Source organism: Synechococcus sp. W4D4, from assembly GCF_047716805.1.
Classification (GTDB): Bacteria; Cyanobacteriota; Cyanobacteriia; order PCC-6307; family Cyanobiaceae; genus Vulcanococcus.
On record NZ_CP180404.1, the window covers coordinates 1,444,692 to 1,469,891 of the forward strand.

The following is a 25,200-nucleotide window of genomic DNA, read 5'->3' on the forward strand; positions in this document are numbered from 1 at the left end:
GGCACCCATGCCACTCCGCATCGGCAACGGCTACGACATCCACCGGCTGGTGCCGGGTCGGCCGCTGATCCTGGGCGGCCAACGGCTGGACCATCCCGCCGGCCTGGGACTCGATGGCCACAGCGATGCCGACGTGCTGGTGCACGCGATCATGGATGCCCTGCTTGGGGCCCTGTCCCTGGGGGACATCGGCAAGTACTTTCCCCCCGACGACCCGAAGTGGAAGGGTGCCGACAGCCTGGTGCTGCTGGAGCAGGTCGTGGCCTTGGTGCGCGAGCGGGGCTGGAGTGTCGTGAACGTCGATTCCGTCGTGGTTGCCGAGCGCCCGAAGCTCAAGCCCCATATCGCAGCCATGCGCTGTGCCATCGCCACGCGCATGGGTGTGGAGCCCGATCAGGTGGGCGTCAAAGCCACGACCAATGAAAAGCTCGGCGCCGAGGGCCGTGAGGAGGGCATCTCCTGCCAGGCCGTGGCCCTGCTGCAGAAACCATGAGCCTGCTCGCTAGGGTCGCCGCACTCGCGCTCTGCCTGGCGATGCTGCTGGCTGGCCATCCCGACGTGGCGATTGCCACCAACGACCAGCCCGGCGGTCAACTGGAGGTGGTCGTCGTTGAGCACCTACGGATCAAGGTGCCGGCGGAGGGTCGCGCCGCCTGGATGCAAGCCGAGCAGGGCAGTTGGGAACCGTGGCTGCAACAGCAAGCCGGTTTCCTGGGCCGCGAATTGCTCTGGGACAGCGAACGGGAGGAAGGCACGCTGCTCATCCGCTGGGCCAGCAAAGAGCAATGGAAAGCGATCCCCGAAGCCGAGGTGGAGGCCGTGCAAGAGCGTTTTGAGCAACTCGCCCGCAAAGCCACGGGCCAGCGGCAAGGCAATCCCTTTCCTCTGGTCTTTGAAGGGGAACTGATCCCGGCTGCATGAGCGAGCAGGCCCGGCTGGATCTACAGCGCCGCCAACGCCTCGGGATGGCGGAGGCCATCTGGGGGGAGCACAAGAGCGCCGAGCAGATCGCCGCGATCCTGGTGCGGCAGCAGCGAAGCGGCGAGCTGGCCCTGGCCACCCGGGTGGATACCGCCAAGGCCCAGGCCGTCGCCGCGTTGCTCGCGAATGACCCGCAGCTGCAGTTCCACACGGACGCGCGTTGTCTGAGCCTCGGTTCAGCTGCAGCCGCCAGGCCCGCGCTGGGGGACGTGGTGGTCCTGAGCGGCGGCACCAGTGATCTCCCAGTCGCCGCCGAAGCGCAGCTCGCTCTGCAGTGGCACGGGATTGCCTGCGAGCTGGTGCTGGATGTGGGCGTGGCGGGTTTGCACCGCCTGCTGGACCAACTCGATCGACTGCGCCAGGCCCGGGTGCTGATCGCCTGTGCCGGCATGGAAGGAGCACTGCCCACGGTCCTCGCTGGCCTGCTGCCCCAACCGGTGATCGGGGTTCCCGTCAGCGTCGGCTACGGCGTCAGCGCCGGCGGCCAGGCAGCCCTCCACGGAATGCTGGCCAGCTGCGCTCCAGGCCTCAGCGTGGTGAACATCGACAACGGCTATGGCGCCGCGATGGCAGCCCTGCGGATCCTGCTCAGCAGTGGGGCCGCAGCGGAGCAGTAAGCGGGCGCTCCAACTCCAGCACCGCTTCTACCCAAAGACGCATCGAGCGGGGCAGGCGCCCCTGTTCATAGCGGTCCAAGGCCTCCATCAACACGGGGGTGTTGACCCACTGCATCGATCGCCGAGCCATGCACGCAACGCCGGTGCACCGCAGTGTGGTGAGCAGCCCTGAACCGTGCAACCGGGCTGAGACGAATCTGCGGCCGACCTTCAGGATTGGCTCTCCAAGAGCGCCGGACTAGCTCTCAGACCTCGTCGCGGCGGCTGAGCCACTCCAGCTCCCGTGCGCACTCTTCACTCTCCACCTTGTTCAAACGGCTGAGGAGCGCCTGCAGATCCACGCCAGCCAACTCACCATTGGCATGCCACTTCATGGCAGAGGTCTCCGTGGAGTGGCGCGGGGTGGACACGTATGAAAAAAGAAGTTCTCAGACCTTAGAGATTATTCCGCCCGACGATCAACAACCGCTTCAGCCGATCAGGAGCCGAAGAGTTTCTTTAATTCCTCAAATCTTGAGGAAATCAAAAGAGGCAAGATTAAAGATGTTTGAGCTGCGGATAGGCCGTAATCAGCTCATCGGCACTGAGGACATCGCCGGCCCCATCGGGCTGCCAGATCACCTCCAGGGCCAACAGCTGACTGGAGGGAACCGAGCCCAGGATGCGTAGGGTCTCGCGCAACTCCTCGGACCCATTCACTGGCTTGAGGGTGAGGCGACTGCGGCTGGCCACCAGAAGGGTGACGGCGATGTAATCGCTGACAGCATCAGCGTCACCAGCCTGGCTGCCGGTGTTGGCGCTGACTGTCCCGGAAACATTGCTGGTGACCTCGCTGCGCAGCTTGCTGCGCTCGGTCATCGAGAGGCGGTTAAACGTGGATTCCGCAGCTTGGAAGGGAACCTGCCCCACCTCAGCGTTGGCATAGACCCAGAGATCAGGCTGACGCAGCAGGGCCAAGGTGCTGTCCTGCAAGACCCGCTGCAGGCCGCTGCTGGTGCTGGTGTCAGCACTGCCCGCAAGCTCCCGCAGATCGCGCTGCAATTCCCGAGCCGAGGCCAGCAGCCCCACCTGGAGTTGGGCGATCGAGACCGGCCCATCACTCTGAGCACGATCGATCGAACCGCCTCGCATGCCAGCCGGCAGGGAGGCGCCACCACCACCGCCGCCACCGCGGACCGCATTCACCAGCAGGCCCACCACGGCCATCAGGATCAAGAAGCCAAAAAGGCCGCCCCCACCAAAGAAGAAGGGCACCACAAAGGGGAAGCCAAAGCCGCCCCCATAGCCCCGCTGATAACCGCCGCCGCGGTAGCCGCCACCGCCATAGCTACGGGGCATCGGAGCGGAACGGAAGCTGCCGCCGCCAATCCGACCGCCGCTCGCTGCCTGGCTGGCCTGCGGCAACGCCAGCAGGAGTGTGAGCACCAGGGCCGGAACCATCAAGCCGCTGAGCAGTCGGCGCACGAGCGAGGAGGGACGTGAAGCGGCCACGGCAGAGCTCTAGCTCGATGGAATCTAAGAACCCCCGCCGACGATGGTGACCACCTCCAGACCATCGGCTTCCCGAACCGGCTGTTCAGCCCAGCGGGCCCGCGGCAGGATCTCGCCGTTGAACTCCACCACCACCAGTTGGGGTCTGTAGCCGAGGTGCTCAAGCATCTGCACCAGGTTCAGACCCTCCGGGCAGCTGGTGGCTTCGCCGTTGACGCGAACCTGAATCATCCCTGCAGCGCCTCCAGCAGTTCACGGGCGGCCTGGGCCGGATCAGGAGCCTCGGTGATCGCACGCACCACAGCCACCTGGGTGGCACCGGTGGCCAACACCGCCGGCAGATTCCCCTTCTCAATCCCACCGATGGCAAAGAAAGGAATGGCGCTCTCTGCTGCGGCCTGCCGGACGTAATCCAATCCCACGGGCTGACGGCCAGGTTTGGTGGGTGTGGCGTTGACCGGTCCGACACCGACGTAGTCACAGCCATCGCGCATGGCCTGCTGCAACTGCTCCAGGGCGTGGGTGCTGCGGCCGATCAACTTCTCAGGGCCAAGCAGCTGCCGGGCCAGGGCCGGCGGGAGATCGCCCTGGCCGAGATGCACGCCGTCGGCATCCACCGCCAGGGCGATGTCGATGCGGTCGTTGACCAGAAACAAAGCGCCGTGGCGACTGCAGAGCTGCCGCAGCGCCTGGGCCTGCTGAAGGCGCACCGCATCGGTCATCGGTTGGCCATCGGGAGCCAGGCTTCCGTCCTTGGCGCGGTACTGCACCAAACGCACACCCCCCTCAAGCGCGGCCTCCACTACGGCCTCCAGCCGGGGCGAAGGACTGGTCACCAGATACAAACGCGCAGCCCGAAGGCGCTCACGCCGCTCCTGCCCGCTTGCACTCGCTCGGATCACATCCACCTCCAGGTCGTAGAGGGCGTAGCGAACCGCCGCGGCCTCCTCAGCCAGGCGATCATCCACGCCACGGCCGAATTCCTCCAAGACCCGCAGGGCCTCCTGGACGCGGCCGCAGTTCGCCGCCACCACCGCCTGAGGCTGCTCCCGCTCCCGCTGGGCGGGATGCGCCATACCCGTGGCCACATCGCCAGCGGCGTCGCGGGCCTGCTTGTAGCGCTCGTCATGCAGCCGACCCAAGCGTTGGCGCATGTCCTTGCTGCGGGCCACCAGATCCGCTCGATCGAGGCCAAAGCGGCACCAGTCCTCGATCACCCGCAGCCCCTCACGGGCGCGATCGAGGTTGGCATCGAGCAACCGCAACACCGCCGCCGGCTGTTCAGGTGTGGTCATGGCGTCTGCACGGGCAGGGCTCTCTGCTTAGGTTTGAGGCGCAATCCAACAGGAATGGCGATGGCCCAGGGCGAATCCGACAGCCCGATGGTGGTGCTGATCTCAGGGATTCTGCTGCTGGGGGCGATCGTCGCCTTCATCAGCTGGGGCCTAACCAACGCTTACCCCGCCAGCTGAGTCCAAGAGCCCAGCCGCGCACTCGGCGTCGCGCTGGATTTGCTGCACCAGGGCCTCGAGGTTCTCAAAGCGCTGCTGCGTTCGCAGCAACCGCACCGGCTCCACCATCAGGGTTTTGCCGTTGAGCTCCAGGGTTCGGCCGAGCAGATGGACCTCAACCGCCGAGGGAGCCGTGGGATCCACCGTGGGCTGGGGCCCGAGGTTCATCACCGCCGCCAGCCGCTCCTCACCGAGCCAGGCCCAAGCGGCATAAACCCCCTCAAGGGGCAGAAACTTGCGGCCGTCCACCTGCAGGTTGGCGGTGGGCCAACCCAGCTGACGGCCCAAGCCGCGGCCACTGACCACGGTCCCGCCAAAGCGATAGGGACGGCCCAGCAGCCGAGTGGCCTCCGGCAGATCCCCCACCGCTAGGGCGCGGCGGATGCGACTGCTGCTGAATTGCTCCTCCCCTTCCGCCAGCAGGGGTTGGATTTGGACCTCGATACCCCGTTCCGCGGCCAGCTGCTGCAGGGTCTCGGTGTTGCCGCTGCGGCCCGCCCCAAAACGGAAGTTCTCGCCGACCACCACGAAGCCGGCCTGCAGCTGCTCGTGCAGCACCTGCTGCACAAAGGCCTCGGGGGAAAGCGACGCCAGCTCCTTGGTGAAGGGGACCAGGACCAACTGCTCGATCCCCAGGGGCTCCAGCAGGCCCAATTTCTCGGCGGGCAGGTCCAGCCGCAGGCGGGCCTCACCAAAGAGAACCTCACGGGGGTGGGGCCAGAAGCTGACCACCGTTGGCACAAGATCCAGCTGTGCGGCTCGTTCAGTGACGGCCGCGATCACGCTGCGATGGCCCGGGTGCAAGCCGTCAAAACTGCCCAGAGCCACCGCCGTGGGGCGCTTGGCCTGCCCTGGATCGAGCAGCGGTATCACTGGCCTGCGCAAGCAGAAATCGAGAGGAGCTGGAGCGCTGCAATCACAACCAAAAGCGCTTGAAGCCTCGCCAGAGGCATCCTCCCATGGCAGGTTTGGGCATCCCCCCACGTCCCATGGCCGATCGCCTCGACTTTCAGCTGCTCTCCCTAGGGCTGAGGCGAATGGCCTGGATCCGGTTTTGGACGCAAACCGCCCTTGGGATTGTGGTTGTGGGGGTCCTGCTCTTCAACAACATCGGCGGCAGCCTGGCCCGCAACTCCGAGCGTGCCCTGGGCCTGGGACCGGGCCTCTCCCTGACCACGATCTCGTTCTTTGTGCTGCTTTACAGCCTCTGGCAGGGCTGGCTGACGGTGCGCCTTGGCCGGGCCCTGGGCAGCACGGCCAAACCCAGCCGCAGCGAAGCCGGCAAGCTCATCAAACGGGGACTGCTGGCGGATGTGCTCGGGCTGGTCTTCGCCTCGGTGGGCTACCAGTCCTTAGCGGGCAGCTTGTTTGTTCAGGCTTCGCTGCAGGCCCCGGGCTTCTTTGGCTCTCCGGTGGGGGGCACCAGCGCCCGCAGCCTGGTGGGCTATCCGATCACCTCGATCGAGATGCTCTCGGTGCTGAGCAACACCCAGGTGCTCTTTGCCCACACCATCGGCTTGATCTTCTCGCTCTGGTTCCTGCAGCGGATTTATCGGACGAAGTGAGGCTGCTTGAGGGCTGAGAGGTCGCCGCGCCAGAACAGCTCGGGCTGCAGCGGCGTGAGTGAGACACCGCCATGGGCCACATGGGCCACATCGATGGGCCACTCCTTGGGACCTGCCACCTCGGCCTCCAGGTCATTGGCCACCTCTCCGGCCAGCCAGAAATACGTGCGCCCCCGCGGGTCGGTGCGTTTGACGAATTGATCCGTGTAGCGGCGCACCGCCTTGCGGCACCAACGCAGTTGCCCGATGGACTCCATCGGCAGGGCCGGGACGTTGAGGTTCAGCAGCATCCCCTTGTCCCAGTCCTCGCGGCGGCTCTGCTCGGCCACGTCCAGGGCAATGCGGGCGGAGGCCTCAAACTCCCGCCACTTGTAATCCGCGCAGCTCACCGCCAGGGCAGGGAGACCTTCGATGGTCCCCTCCATCGCCGCACTGACCGTGCCGGAATACATGGTGTCGGTGCCCAGGTTGGGGCCGTGGTTGATCCCCGAGAGGACCATCTCGGGCCACTCCTCCAACAGAGCAAAGAGAGCCAACTTGACGCAATCGCTTGGGGTGCCGCTGCAGGCCCAGGCGGTGACGCCATCGGCAAAGAGCTCATCGGCGCGCTCAGCCCGCAAAGGGGACTGCAGGGTCAGACCGTGGCCCGTGGCGGAACGCTCCTGATCGGGGCAGACCACCGTGACCTGGTGACCTCGCCGAAGAGCTTCAGCTGCCAAGGCACGGATGCCATCAGCGAAGACACCATCGTCATTACTGATCAGGATCCGCACGGTGCCGTCTCGCCTGGCCCGAGGCTAGGGGGCTTGAAACAGGCGTCTACCTAAAGTCGGCGCTCGTTGAAGCCGATCCTTGAGCGCCACCGTCAGCCTGCAGCAGCTCACCGATCAACTCGATCAGCTGGAGGCCGAAGCAGCCCAAGAGATCGCTGCCGCCGCTGATGCCGCTGCCCTCGAAGACCTGCGGGTGGGTCTGCTGGGCAAGAAGGGCCGCCTCTCCGGGGTGCTGGGGGCGATGGGCAAGCTGCCCGGCGATGAACGGCCAGTGGTGGGTCAGCGGGCCAACGTGCTGAAAGAGCAGGTCCAAACCCTGCTGAGCGAACGCCTGCAGGCTGTGAAGAGTGCGGCGATGGCCGAGCGGATCGCCAGCGAGACCCTGGACGTGACCATGCCGGCGAGCTTCACGCCGGTGGGCCACCGCCACCCCCTGATCAGCACGATCGAAGAAATCGTCGATATCTTTTCTGGTCTCGGTTATCAGGTGGAGGAAGGGCCTGAGATCGAGAGCGACTTCTATAACTTCACGGCCCTGAACATCCCTGAGCACCATCCGGCTCGGGACATGCAGGACACCTTTTATCTGGGTGATCACCAACTGCTGCGAACCCACACCTCCCCGGTGCAGATCCGCCACCTGGAGAACAACGCCCCGCCGATTCGCATCATTGCCCCTGGCCGCGTCTATCGCCGCGACGCCGTCGATGCCACCCATTCCCCGGTGTTCCACCAGGTCGAGGTGCTGGCCATTGATGAAGGTCTGGACTTCAGCCACCTGCGCGGCACGGTGACCTCCTTCCTTCAGCAGTTCTTCGGCGATCTGCCGGTGCGCTTCCGCGCCAGCTACTTCCCCTTCACCGAACCCTCCGCCGAGGTGGATGTGCAGTGGCGTGGTCGCTGGCTGGAAGTGATGGGCTGCGGCATGGTCGATCCGGCCGTCCTCCAGGGCATGGGAATCGACCCCGAGCGCTACAGCGGCTTCGCAGCGGGCCTCGGTGTGGAGCGCTTCTGCATGGTGCGCCACGGCATCGATGACATCCGTCGCCTGTTCACCAGCGACCTGCGTTTCCTCGAACAGTTCTGATCCCCATAAACTCTGGGGGGACCACCTGAGCCGCTCTTTGCCCTGCGTCGGACTGATCATTAACGACGGCAAGGACCTGGCCCTGTCCACTGCCGACACCATTGAGGCCCGCCTGAAGCAGGCGGGCTACGACGTCCTGCGCGCCAGCAGCGCCGCTGGAATGGTGGGGTTCGCCAATCCAGAGCAACATCTGCGCAGCAAAGGCCATACCGCCTGCGTCCCGTCCCACTTCCAAGCCGGAATGGATCTGGCGATGGTGCTGGGGGGCGATGGCACGGTGCTCTCCGCCACCCGGATGACGGCACCGATCGACGTGCCGATCCTGACCATCAACACCGGCCACCTCGGCTTCCTGGCCGAGACCTACCTGCCAAAGCTGGAGGAAGCCCTCGAGCAGGTCATCGCCGGAGACTGGACCGTGGAGGAGCGGACCACCTTGGTGGTGACCGTGATGCGTGGGGACCAGCGCCGCTGGGAGCTGCTCTGTCTCAACGAGATGGCGTTGCACCGCGAACCGATCACCTCGATGTGCCACTTCGAGATCGCCGTTGGCCGCCACGCTCCCGTGGACATCGCCGCAGATGGCGTGATCCTCTCCACCCCGACGGGCTCCACGGCTTATGCCCTGAGTGCCGGCGGACCGGTGATCAGTCCCGACTGCCCGGTGCTCCAGCTCACCCCAATTGCCCCCCACTCCCTGGCCTCCCGGGCCCTGGTCTTCAGCGATCACGAACCGGTGACGGTCTTCCCCGCCACACCCGAGCGCTTGATGATGGTCGTGGACGGCAACGCCGGCTGCTACGTCTGGCCGGAAGACCGGGTCCTGATTCGCCGCAGCGAACACCCCGTGCGCTTTGTGCGCCTGGCGGACCACGAGTTTTTCCAGGTGCTGCGCAACAAGCTCGGCTGGGGCCTGCCCCACGTGGCGAAACCCGGCAGCGCCGCTTGATGAACGACGCCGCCGTCCTGCTGCTGGGGGAGACGCCAGAAGCCCTCGCCGAGCGACTGAGTGCATCGGGCTATCGCCCTCTGATCGGCGAGGCCGGCCGGCAGCAGGCCGCCCAAGACAGTTGTGAACTGGTGGTGCTCTCCGCCGAGTGGGGAGCACGCATCCCGGAGCTACGCCAAAGCCTGGGATCCATTCCGATGCTGCTGGACATCGTGGAAGACAGCGTCGCGGCCCGCTCCCAGGTGCTGCTCCAGGGAGGCGACGACTTCTGGCTGTCTGCTGCGGGCGCCAGTGACCTACTGACCCGGCTGCGGGTGCACCTGAAATTGCAGGACAAGCAGCGGCCACCTCGGGATCTGCTGCAACTGGGGGACCTGACGATCGTCCCGAGCCGCCACGAGGTGCGCCGCAGCGGCCAGAGCATCGCCCTAACCGCGCGGGAGTACGCGCTGCTGGAGCTGCTGATGCAGCACGCCCGCGAGGTGGTCAGCCGCGAGCGGATCCTGGCGACGGTCTGGAGAGATCAGCAGGGCACCGCGAGCAACGTGATTGAGGTTTATGTCCGCTACCTGCGTCAAAAGCTGGAGACCGGCGGCGGCAAGCGCCTGATCCACACCGTCCGCGGCCGGGGCTATTGCCTCAGCGACGGTCCGCCCCAGCTGGGCTGAAGCGATGCCAACCCCAGCCCTCCCTCCGCAACAGTTGCCGATTGAGGCGCAGTGGTGCCTGCAGGACAAACAGCCCTGCATTGCCCTGGAGGTGGCCCGCAGCCAAGAGCAGCAGCGACTGGGCCTGCAGGGCCGACCGCCCTTGGCTCCGCTTCGGGGGATGTGGTTTCCCTTCCCCAAGCCACAACCCCTGCGCTTTTGGATGCACAAAACCCCGGCCTCCCTCGACATGGTCTTCCTTAATGGCAACCGGGTCATTGCCATTGAGGCCAACACGACTCCCTGCCCGAACCTGCCCTGCCGCAGCTACGGCCCCCAAGGCCCTGGAGATGGGGTGGTGGAGCTCGGAGCCGGAGAAGCCAAGCGACTGGGGATCCGCATTGGCATGCCCGTGGTGATCAGCCCCCTGCGCGCTTCTGGCCCCGCAGGATCAACACCGGATTAAGGGGCGCCAGGCGTGTGCCATCCGCCAGGGCCGCGCCGCGCCAGGCCTGGTGCTGACTGATGGCGACCGCCAGACCGGCCTGCTCCAGGACCGGACGCAGTTCCGCCAAGGCCTCCACGGTGGCCAGGGGAATCACGACGATGCCGCAGGGGTTCAACCGAGCCAGCACCGCCTGCAGCAGCGCCACCCGATCGCGCCCACCACCACCGATCAGGACCCGGTCGGGATCCGGCAGTTCGGCCAAGGCCCCCGGTGCCCGGCCTTCAATCACCCCCGCTGGAGTCACCCCCAGCCGCTCGGCGTTGGCGCGAATCAACGCCGCCGAACCGCCGCGCTGCTCCAGGGCCCAGAGGTCTAAGCCGGGCCGCAGCCGCAGGGCCTCAAGACCAATGGAGCCCACCCCGGCCCCCAGATCCCAGAGCACCCCGGAGGCCGGTAAGTCGAGGTCAGCCAGCAGCTGAATGCGGACCTCACGCTTGGTCATCAACCCAGGTCGATCCGGGTGCTGCAGGTAGGTCCCATCGGCAATGCCCAAGAGCGGCAGGGACTCCGGCGGCTGGGGCTCGGGCTGTTCCGCCAGCAGGACCACCAGGTGCAAGGAATCCAGATCCGCGGGCAGCGCCGCCAAAGGAGCCAGCCGCTGCACCCGCTCCTCTGGATGTCCGAGCCGCTCACAGAGCCAAAGGCCATAGGCCTGCTCGAGACCGGAGGCCCGCAGCAGCTCCCGCACTTCCGCCACCCCACCGCGGCTGGGGTCGGTCAGCACCGCCAGGGCTTCAGGGCGCTGCTGCAGGCGCGCAGCCAACGCCGCTGGGTCACGCCCGTGCAAGCTGATCCAGCTGGCGTTCTGCCAGGGGCGAGCCAACCGGGAGAAGGCGAGCTGGAGGGAGCAGGGGGAGGGATGGAAACGCAGCCGCTCTGCCCCCAGACCCTGGATCAACAGGCGCCCAATGCCAAACCAAAGGGGATCACCACTGGCCAGCACCACGGCCTGCTCCTGTCCTTGGAGCTGATCGATCAGGTCAGCAGGCTGATCACTCGCGATGAGTGGGGCGCCACTCCAACCCTCCCAACGCTGCAGCGATTCATGCAGGCGATGGGGAGCCGCCACCAGGGCGGCCTGGCGCAACAGCTGTTGCTTGTCGAGGGGCAGTGATGCCGGAGCGCCCGCGTCGGTGCCGATCACCTCAATCATGGATGCATTCTGCTGCTGAGCGATGAACCCCTCTGATCGCCGTCAACGCCTGCATGAGTTGGTCGTCGCGCTGATCGCGCAACAGAGCGACCTCGACCTGCTCGATGACGACAACAGCGGCAGCCTGGCGGTAGCCCAAGGCAACCCCGCTGGATGGCTGGAGCGCAACCGCCGCGTGGTGCAGCGCTACCAGTCCCTGGTGCGTTCAGCCGCCACCCTCGATGCCCTGGTGGAACAGGAGGCCAACGAACGGGCCAACCCCTCTCAACTCTGACAAGCTGGCGGCACTGTTAGCTGCCCCATGGCGCGCCTCGGCCTGTCCGCCCTGAAGTCTCTGCTGCGCCGCGCCGGCCTCAGTCGCTCCAAGCGCCCCCCGACCTGGCAGCCTCCAGCCGCGAGCTGGAGCCGCCCCTTTGGCCAGGGCTGGGAGACGCCCTACACCGTCCGCTACGCCAGCAACCTCGACGACGGCCCCAACCACGGGATGCCCTTAGGCGGCTTCGGCGCGGGCTGCATCGGCCGCGCCCCCGACGGCAACTTCAACCTCTGGCATCTCGATGGCGGCGAGCATTGGTTCGGGGTGTTGCCCGATTGCCAGTTCTCGTTGTTTGAGGACAACGGCAGCAGCAGCCGGGCCCATGCCCTGGCGGTCAAGCCCAGTCGTGATGACTCCGGGCCCGAGGCCAGCGCACCGCTGCAGAGCTGGGATTGGTATCCAGCGTGCACCGAGACAACCCACACCGGCACCTACTCCGCCCGTTACCCCCTGAGCTGGACCCAGTACCAAGGGGTCTTTGACGCCGAGGTCAGCTGCCAAGCCTTCAGCCCGATCCTGCCGGGCAACTACCAGCAGACCAGCTACCCGCTGGCGGTCTTTGTCTGGACCCTGCGCAACCCCAGCAGCCAGCCGCTGGATCTCTCCTTGATGCTCAGCTGGCGCAACACCTGCGGCTGGTTCACCAACACCGACTCCTCAGCGGAGGTGCACTTCCGCGATGACGGGAGCCCCGAGCACAACTACGCCCCGGCCATCGGCCACAGCGAGGGGCAGCGGAATGATTGGGTCGAGGACGGCAACCTCAAGGGAGTCGTCCTGGGCGGAGACGTCTCCAGCCCAGTGCGGGAAGGCGAGGGCCAGTGGTGCATCGCCACCAGCGAGCAGCCGGGGGTCAGCATCCAGCGCTGCAGCCGCTGGAATCCAAGCAAGGACGGCTCGGAGCTCTGGGGCAGTTTCAGCCGTGATGGCTCCATCCCTGAGAGCAACAACAACCGCCGCAGCGGAGCCGCTGAACCGGTCAGTGCGGCCCTGGCGGTGCGCTGCCGGCTGGAGCCCGGCCAGAGCCTTGAGATCCCCGTGGTGATCAGCTGGGATCTGCCGGTGACGGCCTTTGCCACCGGCACCAGCGCCCTGCGCCGCTACACCGATTTCTTCGGCACAAGCGGCAAAAATGCTGCCGCCATCGCCGCTGAAGGCCTGAACAACTGGCGCCAATGGAAAGCGCAGATCGAGACCTGGCAGCAGCCGGTGCTGGAGCGCAGTGATCTGCCCGAGCCGCTGCGGATGGCGCTGTTCAACGAGCTCTACGACCTCTGCAGCGGCGGCAGCCTCTGGAGTGCCGCGAGCAGTGAAGACCCCGTGGGGCGCTTCGGGGTGCTCGAGTGCCTGGACTACGCCTGGTACGAGAGCCTGGACGTGCGGCTCTACGGCTCCCTGGCGCTGCTACAGCTCTGGCCGGAACTCGATAAGGCGGTGCTTCGCAGTTTTGCCCGGGCCATCCCCGCGGCCGATGCCACCCCGCGGCCGATCGGTTGGTACTTCACCCAGGGCAAGGGCCGCGTCGAAGCCGCCCGCAAGGTCAAGGGAGCCACTCCCCATGACCTGGGGGCCCCAAATGAGCGCCCCTGGGATGCCACCAACTACACGGCCTACCAAGACTGCAACCTCTGGAAGGACCTGGCCAGCGACTACGTCCTGCAGGTCTGGCGCACCTTCAAGCTCGCCCCCAACGGAGAGGACGTGCGCTTCCTGGCGGAGTGCTGGCCGGCGGCGGTGGAAGCACTGCGCCACCTCAAGACCTTTGATATCAATGGCGACGGCCTACCCGACAACGGCGGCGCTCCCGATCAGACCTTTGATGACTGGCCGCTCAAGGGCGTCAGCGCCTACTGCGGCGCGCTCTGGATTGCTGCCCTGGAAGCGGCCCTGGCGATCGCCCAACAGCTGCAACTGAGCACGGGACTCGACACCTCGGCTGAGCAACAGGAGTTCAGCGGTTGGCTGGCGCAAGCGCGAGGGAATTTCGACACGCTCCTCTGGAACGGCGAGTACTACGACATCGATGCCGAGAGCGGGACGCCGGTGGTGATGGCCGATCAGCTTTGCGGTGATTTCTATGCCCGCCTGCTGGGCCTGGAACCGGTGGTGAGCGAGGCCAACAGCCGCAGCACCTTGAACGCCGTCCGCGAGTCCTGCTTCGAAAAGTTCGAAGGCGGCAGCCTTGGGGTCGCCAATGGCCTGCGCCGCGATGGCACCCCCCTGGACCCCAACGGCACCCACCCCCTGGAGGTCTGGACCGGGATCAACTTCGGCATCGCCAGTTACTTCCGGCTGATGGGCGAGACCGAAACCGCCCTGGCCATCACCTCAGCGGTGGTCAACCAGGTCTATTCCGGGGGCCTGCAGTTCCGCACCCCCGAAGCGATCACGGCGGTGAACACCTTCCGCGCCTGCCACTACCTGCGGGCGATGGCGATCTGGGGTATCTGGGCGACCCACACCGATTGGCAGCGGATCCCGGGAGCGGAGGCGAGCTAAGCGGAACCACAACTCGGTTCCATACGCTGGCTTCAGAGCAATGGTGTTATGGCGTTCGGCTCCCTTCTTCGTGTTGCGCTCTCGCTGCTGATCGGCGGCGTTCTCGCCTTGGGCCTGGGCCAACCCGCCAACGCCCAGGTGCACCTGCACCCCGATGAGAACGGCACCGAGATCGTCCGCAGCCTTGAGAGCCTGCGGGATCTCGACTACCAGAGCTGGCAAGCCGTGGCCTACAGGTCCGGCCCCCCCGGCGGCCCCGTGACCCTGCGGATCGTGGGTTACCCCGGCCGGGTCCGCCTGGATCACCCCACCTCCTTGATCGTGCACTCCGGCAGGGGCACCTGGGAGCTCGAGGACATCACCACCGCCAATCCCAAGCTGGCCGTCGATGGCCGTGATGCCGCGGCCGAGTTTGACCTCAATCCGCTGCTGGCCGACCTGAACCAGAACCGGCCCCTGCGTTTGGAGCTCCCCGGGGTGTTTGTGGAGCTTCCCGTCCCTCCCTTTGTGGTCGGTGAATGGCGCAGCCTGCCGAGCTGGCGCGACGCCGGATGAGTAGCAGCCCCTGGCGGCTCTGGATGCAGCGGGCCCTGCAACTGGCCTCCCTTGGGGCTGGTCGCACCAGCCCCAACCCGCTCGTGGGTTGCGTTGTGCTCGATGCCGCGGGGGCCTTGGTCGGTGAGGGCTTTCATCGCCAGGCGGGCACGCCCCACGCGGAAGTGCATGCACTGCGCCAAGCGGGCGAGCGCGCCCAGGGCGGCACCGCCATCGTCACGCTGGAGCCCTGCTGCCACCGCGGCCGCACGCCTCCCTGCAGTGAAGCCCTCATCGCCGCTGGCGTCAGCCGCGTTGTCGTGGCCATGCCTGATCCCGATCCAAGGGTCGCCGGTGGCGGCATCGCCCAGCTCCAGGCCGCCGGCATCGAGGTCATCAGCGGGGTCTGCGAGGACCAGGCCCAAACCCTCAACCGCAGCTTCATCCAGCGGGTGCAGACCGGACGCCCCTGGGGAATTCTCAAGTGGGCCATGAGCCTCGATGGCCGCACCGCCCTCCCCAATGGCTCAAGCCAATGGATCTCGGGTTCGCCGGCGCGCGCCTGGGTGCACCAGCTCCGGGGCCAATGCGATGCGGTCCTCGTGGGCGGGGGGACCGTGCGCGCCGATAACCCCCTGCTCACCAGCCGCGGTCAACGCAGCCCCGAACCGCTGCGGGTGGTCCTCAGCCGCAGCCTGGATCTGCCCAGCACTGCCCAGCTCTGGGATCAAAACAGCGCCAGCACTCTGGTGCTCCATGGCATTGATGCCCCCGCGGACCAGCAACACCACCTGGATCGTCTGGGGGTGGAGCATCTGGCCTTGCCGGATTGCGGGCCCAAGGCGGCCATGGAGCTCTTGGCCGAGCGGGGCTGCAATCAAGTCCTCTGGGAATGCGGACCTGAGCTGGCAGCCGCAGCCCTAAGGGACGACTGCGTTCAGCAACTGGCGGGGGTGATCGCTCCGAAACTGCTCGGAGGGCTGGCAGCTCGCACTCCTCTGGGCGACCTGGGCTTGGTCGATGTCAACCAGGCCGAGCCCTGGGGCCAGCAACGACTACGGCCGCTCGGCGATGACTGGTTGATCGAGCTGCAGCGCTAGGACTCGTCCAGCTCTTCGGCGATCTCCTCCTCCGCGTCTTGAACGGTGTAACGGCTGATCAACAGACCCATCACCAGGGCCAGATAAATGGTCCCAGAGACCGCCACCATCGCGCTCAGCATCTGGCTCTGGGACGTCACTGGGCTGATGTCGCCATACCCCGTCGTGGTGAGGGTGATGAAGGCGTAGTAATTCAGCTCAGCAAAATCAAGCGAAAAAATCTTGGCTGCAGGCCCCGCTGCACCGTGGTGCCCGTGCAGCAGCGAGACGTCCGAAGCGACGGTGTTCACAAAACTGCCGGGCGCGAGTGATTCCAGCACCGCAAATAGCAGTCCCGCCGCCAGACCCACCAGCAGGTAGCCCGCCAAAGCTCCCATCAGGACATCACGGCTGATGGAGCGTTCCTTCGCGAGGTTGCGGATCAAGCGCTCGCAACTCCAGGCCACCAGCAGCGTCCAGACAAAAAGCAGCGGGAAGCCCGCCTGGGAGGCATTGGCACTGGTGAAGTACCAGCCCATCGATGAGACAAAGGTCAGAACGGCGAGCAGGCGATAGGCCCGGGTGCGTTGCCGTGACCAACGGCCGGGCTCCACCCGCGAACCCAGGCTGAACAGCAGCACCCATGGGAACGCCAGATAACCGAGGGCCGCCAACTGCCGCATGCCCTCGGGCAGCATCAAGCAGCCGATCACCGTCAGGCAGTTCGCCAGCAATAGGCGGTAGCCGAGATGCCGTTGATTCCTGCGGGCCATGGCCCAGTCTGGCGATCAACCAAACAAGGGCAACTGATCAGAACTCACCTTGGGTTTGGCTTTCACCGGCCCCTCCGCCACCCAACCCTCCGGGGACCAGCCCTGCATCAAGGGCTCCAGGGCCCGCAGGCCAGGACCATCCACCGGCTCCATCCAGGCTTCTTCCAAGCCCTCTGGAACGATCACCGGCATGCGGTCATGCAGCGGCGCCACCAAGGCGTTGGGCGTGGTGGTCAGCACGCAGCAGGTCTCCACTTCGCTGCCATCGGGGCCGATCCAGCGATCCCAGATCCCTGCCAGCCAAAACGGACGTCCATCGATGGGGGCAAGCCGGTGCCCCTTCTCGTAGAAACCGTCGGCCGGCAACAGGCAACGCCGGTGCCGCCAGGCCCCACGAAAGCTGGCCTTCTCCGCCACGGTCTCTGAGCGGGCGTTAAAGGGCCGTGGCCCATTCAACGGATCCTTGCTCCACTCCGGCAGCAGGCCCCAAAGCATCAGGGCGGGGCTGATCTGACCGTGTTCTTGCCGCAGGGCCAGCACGGGTTCCCCAGGGCGAATCAGGGGGCGTGGGGCGTAGTGCGCCAGCAAACCATCGGGCAGGGTGCCGCCCAGCTTGGGGAGCAGTTGATCGAGCCGGGAGGTCAGGGAGTAACGACCGCACATGGCCTGGAGCGCTCCCGTTCGGTTCTCACCCCCCACTGGGGCCTGTCAGCAAGCCTAGTTTGGGGCAAACGCGCACCCGTCGCATGCCTATCCGCAAGGACGACACGCCCCCGAACCGGCGCTTCGGCCTCGTCAATCTGCTGCTGATCGGCTTTGGCGTGCTGCTGCTTGTGAGCAGCTTCCTGCCCAACCAGGGCATGCAGCAGGTGCCCCGAGTTCCCTATTCACTCTTCGTCAGCCAGGTGGACGACGGCAACGTCAGCCGCGCCTACATCACCCAAGAGCAGATCCGCTACGAGCTGAAGTCACCTCCAGAGGACGACGCACCCTCGGTGCTCGCCACCACGCCGATCTTCGACATGGATCTGCCGAAGCGGCTCGAGGAGCATGGCGTTGAGTTTGCTGCCGCCCCGCCTCAGAAGCCCAGCTTCATCACGACGGCCCTGAGCTGGATCGTGCCGCCCCTGATCTTCATCTTGGTTCTGCAGTTCTTCGCCCGCCGCTCCATGGGCGGAGCCCAGGGCGCCCTGAGCTTCACCAAGAGCAAAGCCAAGGTCTACGTCCCCGACGAGGAATCCCGGGTGACCTTTGCCGATGTGGCTGGTGTGGATGAGGCCAAGGAGGAACTGACCGAGATCGTCGACTTTTTGAAGTCCTCCGACCGCTACACGGCGATCGGCGCACGCATTCCCAAAGGGGTGCTGCTGGTGGGCCCCCCTGGCACCGGTAAAACCCTGCTCTCCAAAGCGGTCGCCGGTGAGGCCGGGGTTCCCTTCTTCATCATCAGCGGCTCAGAGTTCGTCGAACTCTTCGTCGGCGCCGGCGCAGCCCGCGTGCGCGATCTCTTTGAAGAGGCCAAGAAAAAAGCGCCCTGCATCATCTTTATTGACGAACTCGATGCCATCGGCAAGAGCCGTGCGGGCTCGATGGGCGTCGTCGGAGGCAACGACGAGCGCGAGCAGACCCTCAACCAGCTGCTCACCGAGATGGATGGCTTCGCCGCCAAGGACAAGCCCGTCATCGTCCTGGCAGCCACCAACCAACCGGAAACCTTGGACGCCGCCCTGCTGCGCCCCGGTCGTTTCGACCGCCAGGTGCTGGTGGACCGCCCCGACCTCTCCGGCCGCAAGACCATCCTCGACATCTATGCCCGCAAGGTGAAGCTCGCCCCAGGCGTTGATCTCAACAAGATCGCCCAGGCCACCAGCGGCTTTGCCGGTGCGGACCTGGCCAACCTGGTGAACGAAGGCGCCCTGCTGGCCGCCCGCGCCATGCGGACCTCCGTTGAACAGGGTGACCTCAACGAGGCGATCGAGCGGGTCGTGGCCGGCCTCGAGAAGAAGAGCCGTGTCCTCCAGCCTGACGAGAAGAAGGTGGTGGCGTATCACGAGGTCGGCCACGCCATCGTTGGCCACCTGATGCCCGGCGGCAGCAAGGTCGCCAAGATCTCCATCGTTCCCCGCGGCATGGCCGCATTGGGGTACACCCTGCAGCTGCCCACCGAAGAGCGCTTCCTCAATTCCAAGGAAGACCTCGAAGGGCAAATTGCCACCCTGCTCGGGGGCCGCAGCGCTGAAGAGATCGTCTTTGGTGAGGTCACCACCGGTGCAGCCAACGACCTGCAACGGGCCACCGACATCGCCGAACAGATGGTCGGGACCTATGGCATGAGCGACATCCTTGGCCCCCTGGCCTACGACAAGCAGGGCGGCAGCCGCTTCCTGGGCGGGGCCAACAACCCCCGCCGCTCGGTGAGTGATGCCACCGCCCAGGCGATCGACAAGGAGGTGCGCACCCTGGTGGACCGGGCCCACGACCGGGCACTCTCGATCCTTCGCCAAAACCGTGAGCTGATGGAGAGCATCTCCCAACAGATCCTCGAAAAAGAGGTGATCGAAGGGGACGACCTCAAGGATCTGCTCGCCAGCAGCGTGATGCCCGAGGACGCTCAAGCGATTGCTTGAGCCCCAAGGGGTTGACGCGGGGGCCCGTCATCTCAGATAAGGGTTCTTTGAAGACGGGCCCATGGCTGCACTGAGCGGCTATCCCTCCCTCTCCGAACTCAGCGGACGAGACTTCCTCTCGTCAGCCGATGTCAGTGCGGAGCAAACCCAAGCCCTGCTCGAGCTGGCGGCGGATCTGAAGGCCGGCCGCACCCGCGTCGATCTCAGCGGGAAAGTTCTGGGCCTGATCTTCAGCAAAGCCTCCACTCGCACCCGGGTCAGCTTCAGCGTGGCCATGGCCCGCCTGGGCGGCCAGACCATCGATCTCAATCCCCAGGTGAGTCAGGTGGGCCGCGGTGAGCCCGTCGCTGACACCGCCAGGGTGCTGAGCCGCTACGTCGACGCCCTCTCGATCCGCACCTTTGCCCAAGAGGAGCTGGCGGAATATGCCCACTGGGCCTCAGTTCCGGTCATCAATGCCCTGACCGACCTGGAGCACCCCTGCCAAGCCCTGGCAGATTTCCTGACCCTGCAGGAAGCCTTCGGCTCAATCGAAGGACTGACCCTCTCGTACGTAGGAGATGGCAACAACGTTGCCCACTCCTTGATGCTCTGCGGCGCCCTGCTGGGGGTGAACATCCGCGTGGGCTGCCCCCAGGGCTACGAGCCCGACGCTGCTGTGCTGCAGCAATCCCGCGACCTGGCTGGAGGTCGCTGCAGCATCGAGGTGATCCAAGAACCGGTGGCCGCCGTCCGCGGCGCCCACGCGCTCTACACCGATGTCTGGGCCTCCATGGGCCAGGAAGAGGAGAAGGGCGAGCGCGAGCAAGCCTTCAGCGGCTGGTGCCTGAATGAAGAACTGGTGGCCGAGGCCGATTCCAAAGCCATCGTTCTCCACTGCCTGCCCGCCTATCGGGGCCTGGAAATCAGCGCCGGGGCGATGGAGGGAAGCAGCAGCCGGATCTTCGATCAAGCAGAAAATCGCCTGCACGCGCAACAAGCCCTATTGGCGGCCCTGCTGTCCTGAGCGCCGGTTGCCAAAGCCAGCCTCCAGCGGTACAAATGTATTGACGAACAAATGCATTGCCGGTGCCCGCTGGATCGCCTGAGCCCCTGACCACTGCCCAGCAAGAGCTCTACGACTGGCTCTCCCACTACATCGGCGAACACCGCCACAGCCCCTCAATCCGCCAGATGATGGAGGCCATGGGGCTCCGTTCCCCGGCACCGATCCAGAGTCGTCTTCGCCACCTTCAGCAAAAAGGCTGGATCACCTGGAAGGAAGGCCAGGCCCGAACCCTGCAACTCCTGGGCGATGCCCTGGGCGGTGGTATCCCAGTGCTCGGCGCCGTAGCCGCCGGAGGCCTGGTGGAAACCTTTGATGACGTCGAGGAACGACTCGAGCTCGAACCAGTTCTGGCCACCCGCGGGCTGTTTGCCCTGACCGTCAACGGCGACTCCATGGTGGATGCCCACATCGCCGATGGCGACGTGGTGCTGATGGAGCCGGTCTCAGAGCCCAGCCGCCTGCGCGAGGGCACGATCGTCAGCGCCCTGGTACCCGGCAGCGGAACAACCCTGAAACACTTCCACCGCGATGGTCGCCAGGTGCGCCTGGAGGCCGCCAATCCCGCCTACGAACCGATCCTGGTGGATGCCGACCAAGTGGCGATCCAAGGCAAGCTCGTTGCCGTCTGGCGCCAGGTTTAAACCCTCTGCGGTGTAAGCTCTCTGCATCGAAGACGCGGCCTCTCGGCCATCCCTGACGACCAGCGTCAGGCGAGTCCATCGACATCCAAAGGGGCCATAGCTCAGCTGGTAGAGCACCTGCATGGCATGCAGGGGGTCAGGAGTTCGAGTCTCCTTGGCTCCACTTTTCAAAACCCGGTCTTGGACCGGGTTTTTTAGTGCCGAGGTGTCTGGCCTAAGAAGCCAAAACAGCCAGAAATCTGGCGCATGACTGACGACGACCCTGATCGGCAGAAGCAAAAGAAAAGCCCCCGTCGTTGAACGGGGGCCGTCTGCTCTTCGGTGCCCCTCCCGGGGGCTGCAGATACTCTCCGGCCCTACTTGACGATCGCCATAGCCCCATTTGGGGGCAATTCAGTCCCAGGCAACCTCAAGACTCCAGTGGCACTGAGGCTGATCAGCTCTGGTTATTGATGTGATCGCTAGAGGCGATCACCAAAAGGGTTCCCTTCTGATGGGCACCACTCATAACTTCAGGTGCAACAGCCCGCATGGGCCGTTCTGCATCCCCGCTCCAACGGCTAGTCCGTTGAGGCCTTTCTTTCCCGTACTCATGACGACCACCATCCAGCAGCGCCAAGGCGCTTCTGCGTGGAACCAGTTCTGCGAGTGGGTCACCAGCACCGACAACCGCCTCTATGTGGGTTGGTTCGGCGTTCTGATGATTCCCTGCCTGCTGGCCGCCACCATCTGCTTCATCGTTGCCTTCGTGGCAGCACCCCCCGTCGACATCGACGGCATCCGTGAGCCTGTTGCCGGCTCCCTGATCTACGGCAACAACATCATCTCTGGCGCTGTTATCCCCAGCAGCAACGCCATTGGTCTGCACTTCTATCCCATCTGGGAAGCTGCCAGCCTCGACGAGTGGCTGTACAACGGCGGTCCTTTCCAGCTGGTTGTTTTCCACTTCCTCATCGGCATCTACGCCTACATGGGTCGTGAGTGGGAACTCTCCTACCGCCTCGGCATGCGCCCCTGGATCTGCGTTGCTTACAGCGCACCCGTGGCTGCTGCTTCCGCTGTGTTCCTGGTGTATCCCTTCGGTCAGGGCTCCTTCTCGGACGCCATGCCCCTCGGCATCTCCGGCACCTTCAACTACATGCTGGTGTTCCAGGCTGAGCACAACATCCTGATGCACCCCTTCCACATGCTTGGTGTGGCTGGTGTCTTCGGTGGTTCCCTGTTCTCCGCCATGCACGGCTCCCTGGTGACCTCCTCCCTGGTGCGTGAAACCACCGAGAGCGAGTCCCAGAACTACGGCTACAAGTTCGGCCAAGAGGAAGAGACCTACAACATCGTGGCTGCCCACGGTTACTTCGGTCGCCTGATCTTCCAATACGCCTCCTTCAACAACAGCCGCAGCCTGCACTTCTTCCTGGCTGCCTGGCCTGTGGTTGGCATCTGGTTCACCGCCCTGGGCGTGAGCACCATGGCGTTCAACCTGAACGGCTTCAACTTCAACCAGTCGATCCTGGATTCCCAGGGTCGTGTGCTGAACACCTGGGCTGACGTGCTGAACCGCGCCAACCTCGGTATGGAAGTGATGCACGAGCGCAACGCTCACAACTTCCCCCTCGACCTGGCTGCTGCTGAGTCCACTCCTGTGGCTCTGCAAGCTCCCGCCATCGGCTGAGGCTGAACCCCACCAACGATTCAGCTTCTACTCGAACCTCGAGGACGGTTGAATCAGAAGCCCCCACCGCAAGGTGGGGGCTTTTTGTTGGCTTGGTGCTCATCAAAGGCCCTAGCCATGATCACTGAGGAGAAGGCCTAGAACGATCTAAGAAAGAGGGACTTCAGTTCAACCCCAGAGATCAACACAATTGCTGGACAGTGAACTGATACGCAAATCCACGGATGCGGGTGATCATCAAATTGAGAAACTGATCAGGCCATGGGCGAACAGAAGCAGGATCGCCGCCGATTTACAGCCGATAGAACCGCGAGCGTGTGTTATACTGTTACAAAGTTGTAACACGCCTAGATGTTCACGATTGATAAAGCCGCCAAGATATTCCCCGATACCAAAACGGCCGATGTCATTCCGGCTATCACTGCCCGTTATCAGCTGCTGAGCGCAGAGGATCAGTTGGCACTGATCTGGTTTGCTTACACAGAAATGGGTAAAACCATCACCGTGGCGGCACCCGGAGCTGCACGTATGCAGTTTTGCCAGCTCGCGCTGAAAGAGATCTCAGAGATGTCTGCCGATCAGCAAAGCAAAGTGATGTGCGACCTGGCGACAAAGGTCGACATGCCCATAGGTAGGCAATATGCCAACTGGTCGATCAACGTAAAGCTGGGCTTCTGGTACGAGCTGGGCGAATTAATGAGGAAAGGAACAGTTGCGGCGATACCCCAGGGCTACAAACTCTCTGCAAACGCAAACTCCGTTCTCGAATCTCTCAAGAAGGTTGAGCAAGGACAACAGATCAGCATCCTTCGCAACTTTGTTGTTGACATGGGCTTCGATCCTGCAAAGGATGACGAGAACCTTGCCAGCGAACCTGAGGTCATTCCCACACCCCAATCAGAGCGCCAGCAAATCTTTATCCCCGGTGTACTCAATCAGACTGTATTGAGCTACATGGAGTTGCTGAACTCGAATGATTTTGATGCACTCATTGAACTTTTCCTGCCTGACGGTGCACTGCAACCTCCCTTCCAACGTCCAATCATTGGCAAAGAAGCAATCCTGAAGTTCTTCAAGAGAGACTGTCAAAATCTTCAACTGATGCCACAGGGGGGATTCGGTGAACCTGCTGAATCTGGCTTTAACCAAATCAAGGTCACTGGCAAAGTCCAGACACCATGGTTCGGTAGCGAAGTTGGGATGAACGTCGCATGGCGATTCCTGCTGGACGAAAACGACAAGATTTACTTTGTAGCCATTGATCTCCTTGCTAACCCTGCAGAACTGTTAAAGCTCGGCAATCGTTGACATCGCTGCGCAAGAAGTCACTTGGCCTCGCCCATGCCATGGCAATCCTATTGCCATGGCTAGCAGTGGCATTCATCTCGACTGGTGCAGAGATAGGAAAGATCAGCGTTGAAATCGCTCTGCTGCTCATTAGCATCAGATCTTTTTTGAATACTGGCCTTTTTATCATTGCCCACGACAGCATGCACAACACACTCTCTCCGGAGTGGCCACGCCTGAACAAAGCCGTCGGGACTATGGCCTTGTTTTTGTATGCAGGACTGAACTATTCCTCTTGCAAGCACAAACATCTTCTTCACCACAGTTCACCAGAAACTCCCGAAGACCCGGACTATCGACTCGAGACTGAAGCTGGCTTCCTCAGCTGGTTTTTCAGATTTCTTCGGTCATACGTCAACAGACATTCACTCTTTTGGCTCACTTCAAGTTGGGCCTTAACGTATGTGCTATCGGGCTACTCTATTAAAAATGTAATAGCTTTCAGTGTAATCCCGCTAATCATCAGCTCCATACAGCTTTTCACTTTTGGCATATGGTTGCCACACCGACCAGGCCTGGAGAGTGATTCAGCAACTCCCAGAAGCAGCAACTTCCCTCCGCTACTTTCCCTCATAACTTGTTATAATTTCGGATATCATCGGGAGCATCACGAGAATCCATTCATTCCGTGGTACCAGCTTCCAAGGCTTGCGGCAATGAAGCCATAACCCATAGTCTATGCGCACTCAGACCACATTCCTCCCTTGAGTCTCACCAGCCAGCATGAACAACTCAGAATGGACTTCAACTGAAATCGAAATAGCGAAATCAGCTTTCGCAAGCGGCAACAAAAAAGCCGAGTCAGAGCTCATCAAACAGATTCAAGACAAGTCCTCCAATTTGTCTGACATCGAATCTCTGTACGCTCTCCATGACTTTCTCAGCATCGAGCGCCACGGGCTAGAAGGGCGGTCTCAGTTCGACCCAGGTACGGCACTCTTCGCATTCGCCGAGATGGTCAAACGAGGATTGGTCACAGTGGCGGAGCTTGACGGACTTGAACCCAAGAAGATCGCAAAGATCAAGGCCATGTCGATGTTCTAATCGCTAGTATCAATCTGAGCACAAAACAATCTTGACGTGACCAACTCAACGCCAACGCTCGCGCTCCTCATACCTCAATATATCAAGTACCTTCATCATCTTGATTCGGCACATATGCTTGAACAAGAAATCAAATTGTCGCTCAATGCTTCAGGGCTGACCTGGAATGACCTCGAAGAAGCTGCGGCTAATGCTGAGCAGTCAAAGGAAATACTCTGAACGGATAGGTCCGGGTGAAGATCGAAACGTTCGAAAAATTGGCAGCCTTAATCACTACCGCCGGATTAGTTGCTGGCAATTTACTTTTATTTTCGCCAATGCGTGTTGATAATCGACAA

Annotated in this window: 30 protein-coding genes and 1 tRNA gene; 21 read left to right on the forward strand and 10 right to left on the reverse strand. The window is 63.7% G+C overall.

Annotated features, from left to right (window positions below; translation table 11 throughout):
• Positions 1 to 7: 7 nt before the first annotated feature.
• Genes ispF through larB form a run of 3 tightly spaced genes read left to right on the forward strand, consistent with a single transcriptional unit; the run spans position 8 to position 1,598 of the window.
• Positions 8 to 493: a 2-C-methyl-D-erythritol 2,4-cyclodiphosphate synthase gene (ispF, locus tag ACLM42_RS08075; protein ID WP_415398757.1), complete on the forward strand. Its 486-nt coding sequence runs from the start codon at positions 8 to 10 to the stop codon at positions 491 to 493.
• Positions 490 to 921: a TIGR03792 family protein gene (locus ACLM42_RS08080; protein ID WP_415398758.1), complete on the forward strand. Its 432-nt coding sequence runs from the start codon at positions 490 to 492 to the stop codon at positions 919 to 921. The genes ispF and ACLM42_RS08080 overlap by 4 nt, the downstream gene beginning before the upstream one ends.
• The gene (larB, locus tag ACLM42_RS08085; RefSeq protein ID WP_415398759.1) at positions 918 to 1,598 is read left to right on the forward strand and encodes a nickel pincer cofactor biosynthesis protein LarB; all 681 of its coding nucleotides are present in this window, start codon (positions 918 to 920) and stop codon (positions 1,596 to 1,598) included. The genes ACLM42_RS08080 and larB overlap by 4 nt, the downstream gene beginning before the upstream one ends.
• Here larB and ACLM42_RS08090 read toward each other — a convergent pair.
• The 6 genes from ACLM42_RS08090 to ACLM42_RS08115 form a co-directional block, all read right to left on the reverse strand.
• A complete protein-coding gene (locus ACLM42_RS08090; RefSeq protein WP_247910369.1) occupies positions 1,570 to 1,728 on the reverse strand; it encodes a hypothetical protein in 159 nt (52 codons plus the stop codon). The two genes, larB and ACLM42_RS08090, sit on opposite strands and share 29 nt — an antisense overlap.
• 115 nt (positions 1,729 to 1,843) lie before the next feature.
• Complete coding sequence (locus ACLM42_RS08095) at positions 1,844 to 2,008, reverse strand: hypothetical protein (protein WP_247910368.1); 165 nt, start codon at positions 2,006 to 2,008, stop codon at positions 1,844 to 1,846.
• 127 nt (positions 2,009 to 2,135) lie between these two features.
• A complete protein-coding gene (locus tag ACLM42_RS08100; protein ID WP_247912047.1) occupies positions 2,136 to 3,038 on the reverse strand; it encodes a DUF1517 domain-containing protein in 903 nt (300 codons plus the stop codon).
• A 75-nt stretch (positions 3,039 to 3,113) separates the two neighbouring features.
• Positions 3,114 to 3,320, reverse strand: coding sequence for a sulfur carrier protein ThiS (gene thiS / locus ACLM42_RS08105; RefSeq protein WP_247910367.1), 207 nt, complete (start codon positions 3,318 to 3,320; stop codon positions 3,114 to 3,116).
• Positions 3,317 to 4,384, reverse strand: coding sequence for a thiamine phosphate synthase (locus ACLM42_RS08110; RefSeq protein ID WP_415398760.1), 1,068 nt, complete (start codon positions 4,382 to 4,384; stop codon positions 3,317 to 3,319). The genes thiS and ACLM42_RS08110 overlap by 4 nt, the downstream gene beginning before the upstream one ends.
• A gap of 150 nt (positions 4,385 to 4,534) precedes the next feature.
• Positions 4,535 to 5,473: a bifunctional riboflavin kinase/FAD synthetase gene (locus ACLM42_RS08115; RefSeq protein ID WP_415400150.1), complete on the reverse strand. Its 939-nt coding sequence runs from the start codon at positions 5,471 to 5,473 to the stop codon at positions 4,535 to 4,537.
• 116 nt (positions 5,474 to 5,589) lie between these two features.
• Between ACLM42_RS08115 and ACLM42_RS08120 the strand changes: the two genes are divergently transcribed.
• Positions 5,590 to 6,165 (forward strand): DUF3611 family protein, encoded by a 576-nt coding sequence (locus ACLM42_RS08120; protein WP_247912044.1) that lies wholly within the window; start codon positions 5,590 to 5,592, stop codon positions 6,163 to 6,165.
• Here ACLM42_RS08120 and surE read toward each other — a convergent pair.
• On the reverse strand, positions 6,150 to 6,938 hold the full coding sequence (gene surE / locus ACLM42_RS08125) for a 5'/3'-nucleotidase SurE (RefSeq protein ID WP_415398761.1): 789 nt from the start codon (positions 6,936 to 6,938) through the stop codon (positions 6,150 to 6,152). The two genes, ACLM42_RS08120 and surE, sit on opposite strands and share 16 nt — an antisense overlap.
• A gap of 79 nt (positions 6,939 to 7,017) precedes the next feature.
• Between surE and pheS the strand changes: the two genes are divergently transcribed.
• From pheS to ACLM42_RS08145, 4 genes are read left to right on the forward strand one after another with little or no spacing between them, the layout of a single operon-like run.
• Positions 7,018 to 8,025: a phenylalanine--tRNA ligase subunit alpha gene (pheS, locus tag ACLM42_RS08130; RefSeq protein ID WP_415398762.1), complete on the forward strand. Its 1,008-nt coding sequence runs from the start codon at positions 7,018 to 7,020 to the stop codon at positions 8,023 to 8,025.
• A gap of 37 nt (positions 8,026 to 8,062) precedes the next feature.
• Entirely contained in the window at positions 8,063 to 8,974 is a 912-nt protein-coding gene (locus ACLM42_RS08135) for an NAD(+) kinase (protein ID WP_415398763.1), read from the forward strand.
• Complete coding sequence (locus tag ACLM42_RS08140; protein ID WP_247910362.1) at positions 8,974 to 9,642, forward strand: winged-helix domain-containing protein; 669 nt, start codon at positions 8,974 to 8,976, stop codon at positions 9,640 to 9,642. The genes ACLM42_RS08135 and ACLM42_RS08140 overlap by 1 nt, the downstream gene beginning before the upstream one ends.
• 4 nt (positions 9,643 to 9,646) lie before the next feature.
• A complete protein-coding gene (locus ACLM42_RS08145; protein WP_415398764.1) occupies positions 9,647 to 10,087 on the forward strand; it encodes a DUF192 domain-containing protein in 441 nt (146 codons plus the stop codon).
• On the opposite strand, the gene cbiE is transcribed toward ACLM42_RS08145, so the two are convergent.
• Positions 10,041 to 11,282 carry a precorrin-6y C5,15-methyltransferase (decarboxylating) subunit CbiE gene (gene cbiE, locus ACLM42_RS08150; RefSeq protein ID WP_415398765.1) on the reverse strand — a complete coding sequence of 414 codons (1,242 nt, stop codon included), beginning with the start codon at positions 11,280 to 11,282 and terminating at the stop codon, positions 10,041 to 10,043. The genes ACLM42_RS08145 and cbiE overlap by 47 nt on opposite strands.
• Positions 11,283 to 11,304: 22 nt before the next feature.
• Between cbiE and ACLM42_RS08155 the strand changes: the two genes are divergently transcribed.
• From ACLM42_RS08155 to ribD, 4 genes are read left to right on the forward strand one after another with little or no spacing between them, the layout of a single operon-like run.
• Positions 11,305 to 11,556 (forward strand): hypothetical protein, encoded by a 252-nt coding sequence (locus tag ACLM42_RS08155; protein WP_247910358.1) that lies wholly within the window; start codon positions 11,305 to 11,307, stop codon positions 11,554 to 11,556.
• Between the two features lie 27 nt (positions 11,557 to 11,583).
• Positions 11,584 to 14,097, forward strand: coding sequence for a GH116 family glycosyl hydrolase (locus tag ACLM42_RS08160; RefSeq protein ID WP_415398766.1), 2,514 nt, complete (start codon positions 11,584 to 11,586; stop codon positions 14,095 to 14,097).
• A gap of 48 nt (positions 14,098 to 14,145) precedes the next feature.
• Complete coding sequence (locus tag ACLM42_RS08165) at positions 14,146 to 14,652, forward strand: DUF3122 domain-containing protein (protein ID WP_415398767.1); 507 nt, start codon at positions 14,146 to 14,148, stop codon at positions 14,650 to 14,652.
• A complete protein-coding gene (gene ribD, locus ACLM42_RS08170) occupies positions 14,649 to 15,731 on the forward strand; it encodes a bifunctional diaminohydroxyphosphoribosylaminopyrimidine deaminase/5-amino-6-(5-phosphoribosylamino)uracil reductase RibD (protein ID WP_415398768.1) in 1,083 nt (360 codons plus the stop codon). Before ACLM42_RS08165 ends, ribD begins: the two co-directional genes overlap by 4 nt.
• On the opposite strand, the gene ACLM42_RS08175 is transcribed toward ribD, so the two are convergent.
• Together ACLM42_RS08175 and ACLM42_RS08180 are read right to left on the reverse strand one after the other, a co-directional pair.
• Complete coding sequence (locus tag ACLM42_RS08175; protein ID WP_247910354.1) at positions 15,728 to 16,483, reverse strand: potassium channel family protein; 756 nt, start codon at positions 16,481 to 16,483, stop codon at positions 15,728 to 15,730. The two genes, ribD and ACLM42_RS08175, sit on opposite strands and share 4 nt — an antisense overlap.
• A 15-nt stretch (positions 16,484 to 16,498) precedes the next feature.
• The gene (locus ACLM42_RS08180) at positions 16,499 to 17,146 is read right to left on the reverse strand and encodes an SOS response-associated peptidase (protein WP_415398769.1); all 648 of its coding nucleotides are present in this window, start codon (positions 17,144 to 17,146) and stop codon (positions 16,499 to 16,501) included.
• A gap of 83 nt (positions 17,147 to 17,229) precedes the next feature.
• Here ACLM42_RS08180 and ftsH point away from each other — a divergent pair, with 83 nt between their 5' ends.
• The 9 genes from ftsH to ACLM42_RS08225 all read left to right on the forward strand — a co-directional run bounded on the left by ftsH (position 17,230) and on the right by ACLM42_RS08225 (position 25,081).
• The gene (ftsH, locus tag ACLM42_RS08185; protein ID WP_415398770.1) at positions 17,230 to 19,110 is read left to right on the forward strand and encodes an ATP-dependent zinc metalloprotease FtsH; all 1,881 of its coding nucleotides are present in this window, start codon (positions 17,230 to 17,232) and stop codon (positions 19,108 to 19,110) included.
• 61 nt (positions 19,111 to 19,171) lie between these two features.
• Positions 19,172 to 20,116, forward strand: coding sequence for an ornithine carbamoyltransferase (gene argF / locus ACLM42_RS08190; RefSeq protein ID WP_415398771.1), 945 nt, complete (start codon positions 19,172 to 19,174; stop codon positions 20,114 to 20,116).
• Positions 20,117 to 20,172: 56 nt separating this feature from the next.
• On the forward strand, positions 20,173 to 20,799 hold the full coding sequence (gene lexA / locus ACLM42_RS08195; protein WP_247910350.1) for a transcriptional repressor LexA: 627 nt from the start codon (positions 20,173 to 20,175) through the stop codon (positions 20,797 to 20,799).
• 90 nt (positions 20,800 to 20,889) lie between these two features.
• Positions 20,890 to 20,962, forward strand: a tRNA-Ala gene (locus tag ACLM42_RS08200).
• 429 nt (positions 20,963 to 21,391) lie between these two features.
• Positions 21,392 to 22,471 carry a photosystem II q(b) protein gene (gene psbA, locus ACLM42_RS08205; RefSeq protein WP_247909500.1) on the forward strand — a complete coding sequence of 360 codons (1,080 nt, stop codon included), beginning with the start codon at positions 21,392 to 21,394 and terminating at the stop codon, positions 22,469 to 22,471.
• Positions 22,472 to 22,822: 351 nt separating this feature from the next.
• Positions 22,823 to 23,779, forward strand: a complete 957-nt coding sequence (locus ACLM42_RS08210; RefSeq protein WP_247910349.1) for an orange carotenoid-binding protein — start codon at positions 22,823 to 22,825, stop codon at positions 23,777 to 23,779.
• Between the two features lie 182 nt (positions 23,780 to 23,961).
• Positions 23,962 to 24,486 carry a fatty acid desaturase gene (locus ACLM42_RS08215; protein WP_415400151.1) on the forward strand — a complete coding sequence of 175 codons (525 nt, stop codon included), beginning with the start codon at positions 23,962 to 23,964 and terminating at the stop codon, positions 24,484 to 24,486.
• Positions 24,487 to 24,541: 55 nt separating this feature from the next.
• On the forward strand, positions 24,542 to 24,862 hold the full coding sequence (locus ACLM42_RS08220; RefSeq protein WP_415398772.1) for a hypothetical protein: 321 nt from the start codon (positions 24,542 to 24,544) through the stop codon (positions 24,860 to 24,862).
• Positions 24,863 to 24,898: 36 nt separating this feature from the next.
• On the forward strand, positions 24,899 to 25,081 hold the full coding sequence (locus ACLM42_RS08225) for a hypothetical protein (protein ID WP_247910347.1): 183 nt from the start codon (positions 24,899 to 24,901) through the stop codon (positions 25,079 to 25,081).
• Positions 25,082 to 25,200 lie beyond the last annotated feature (119 nt).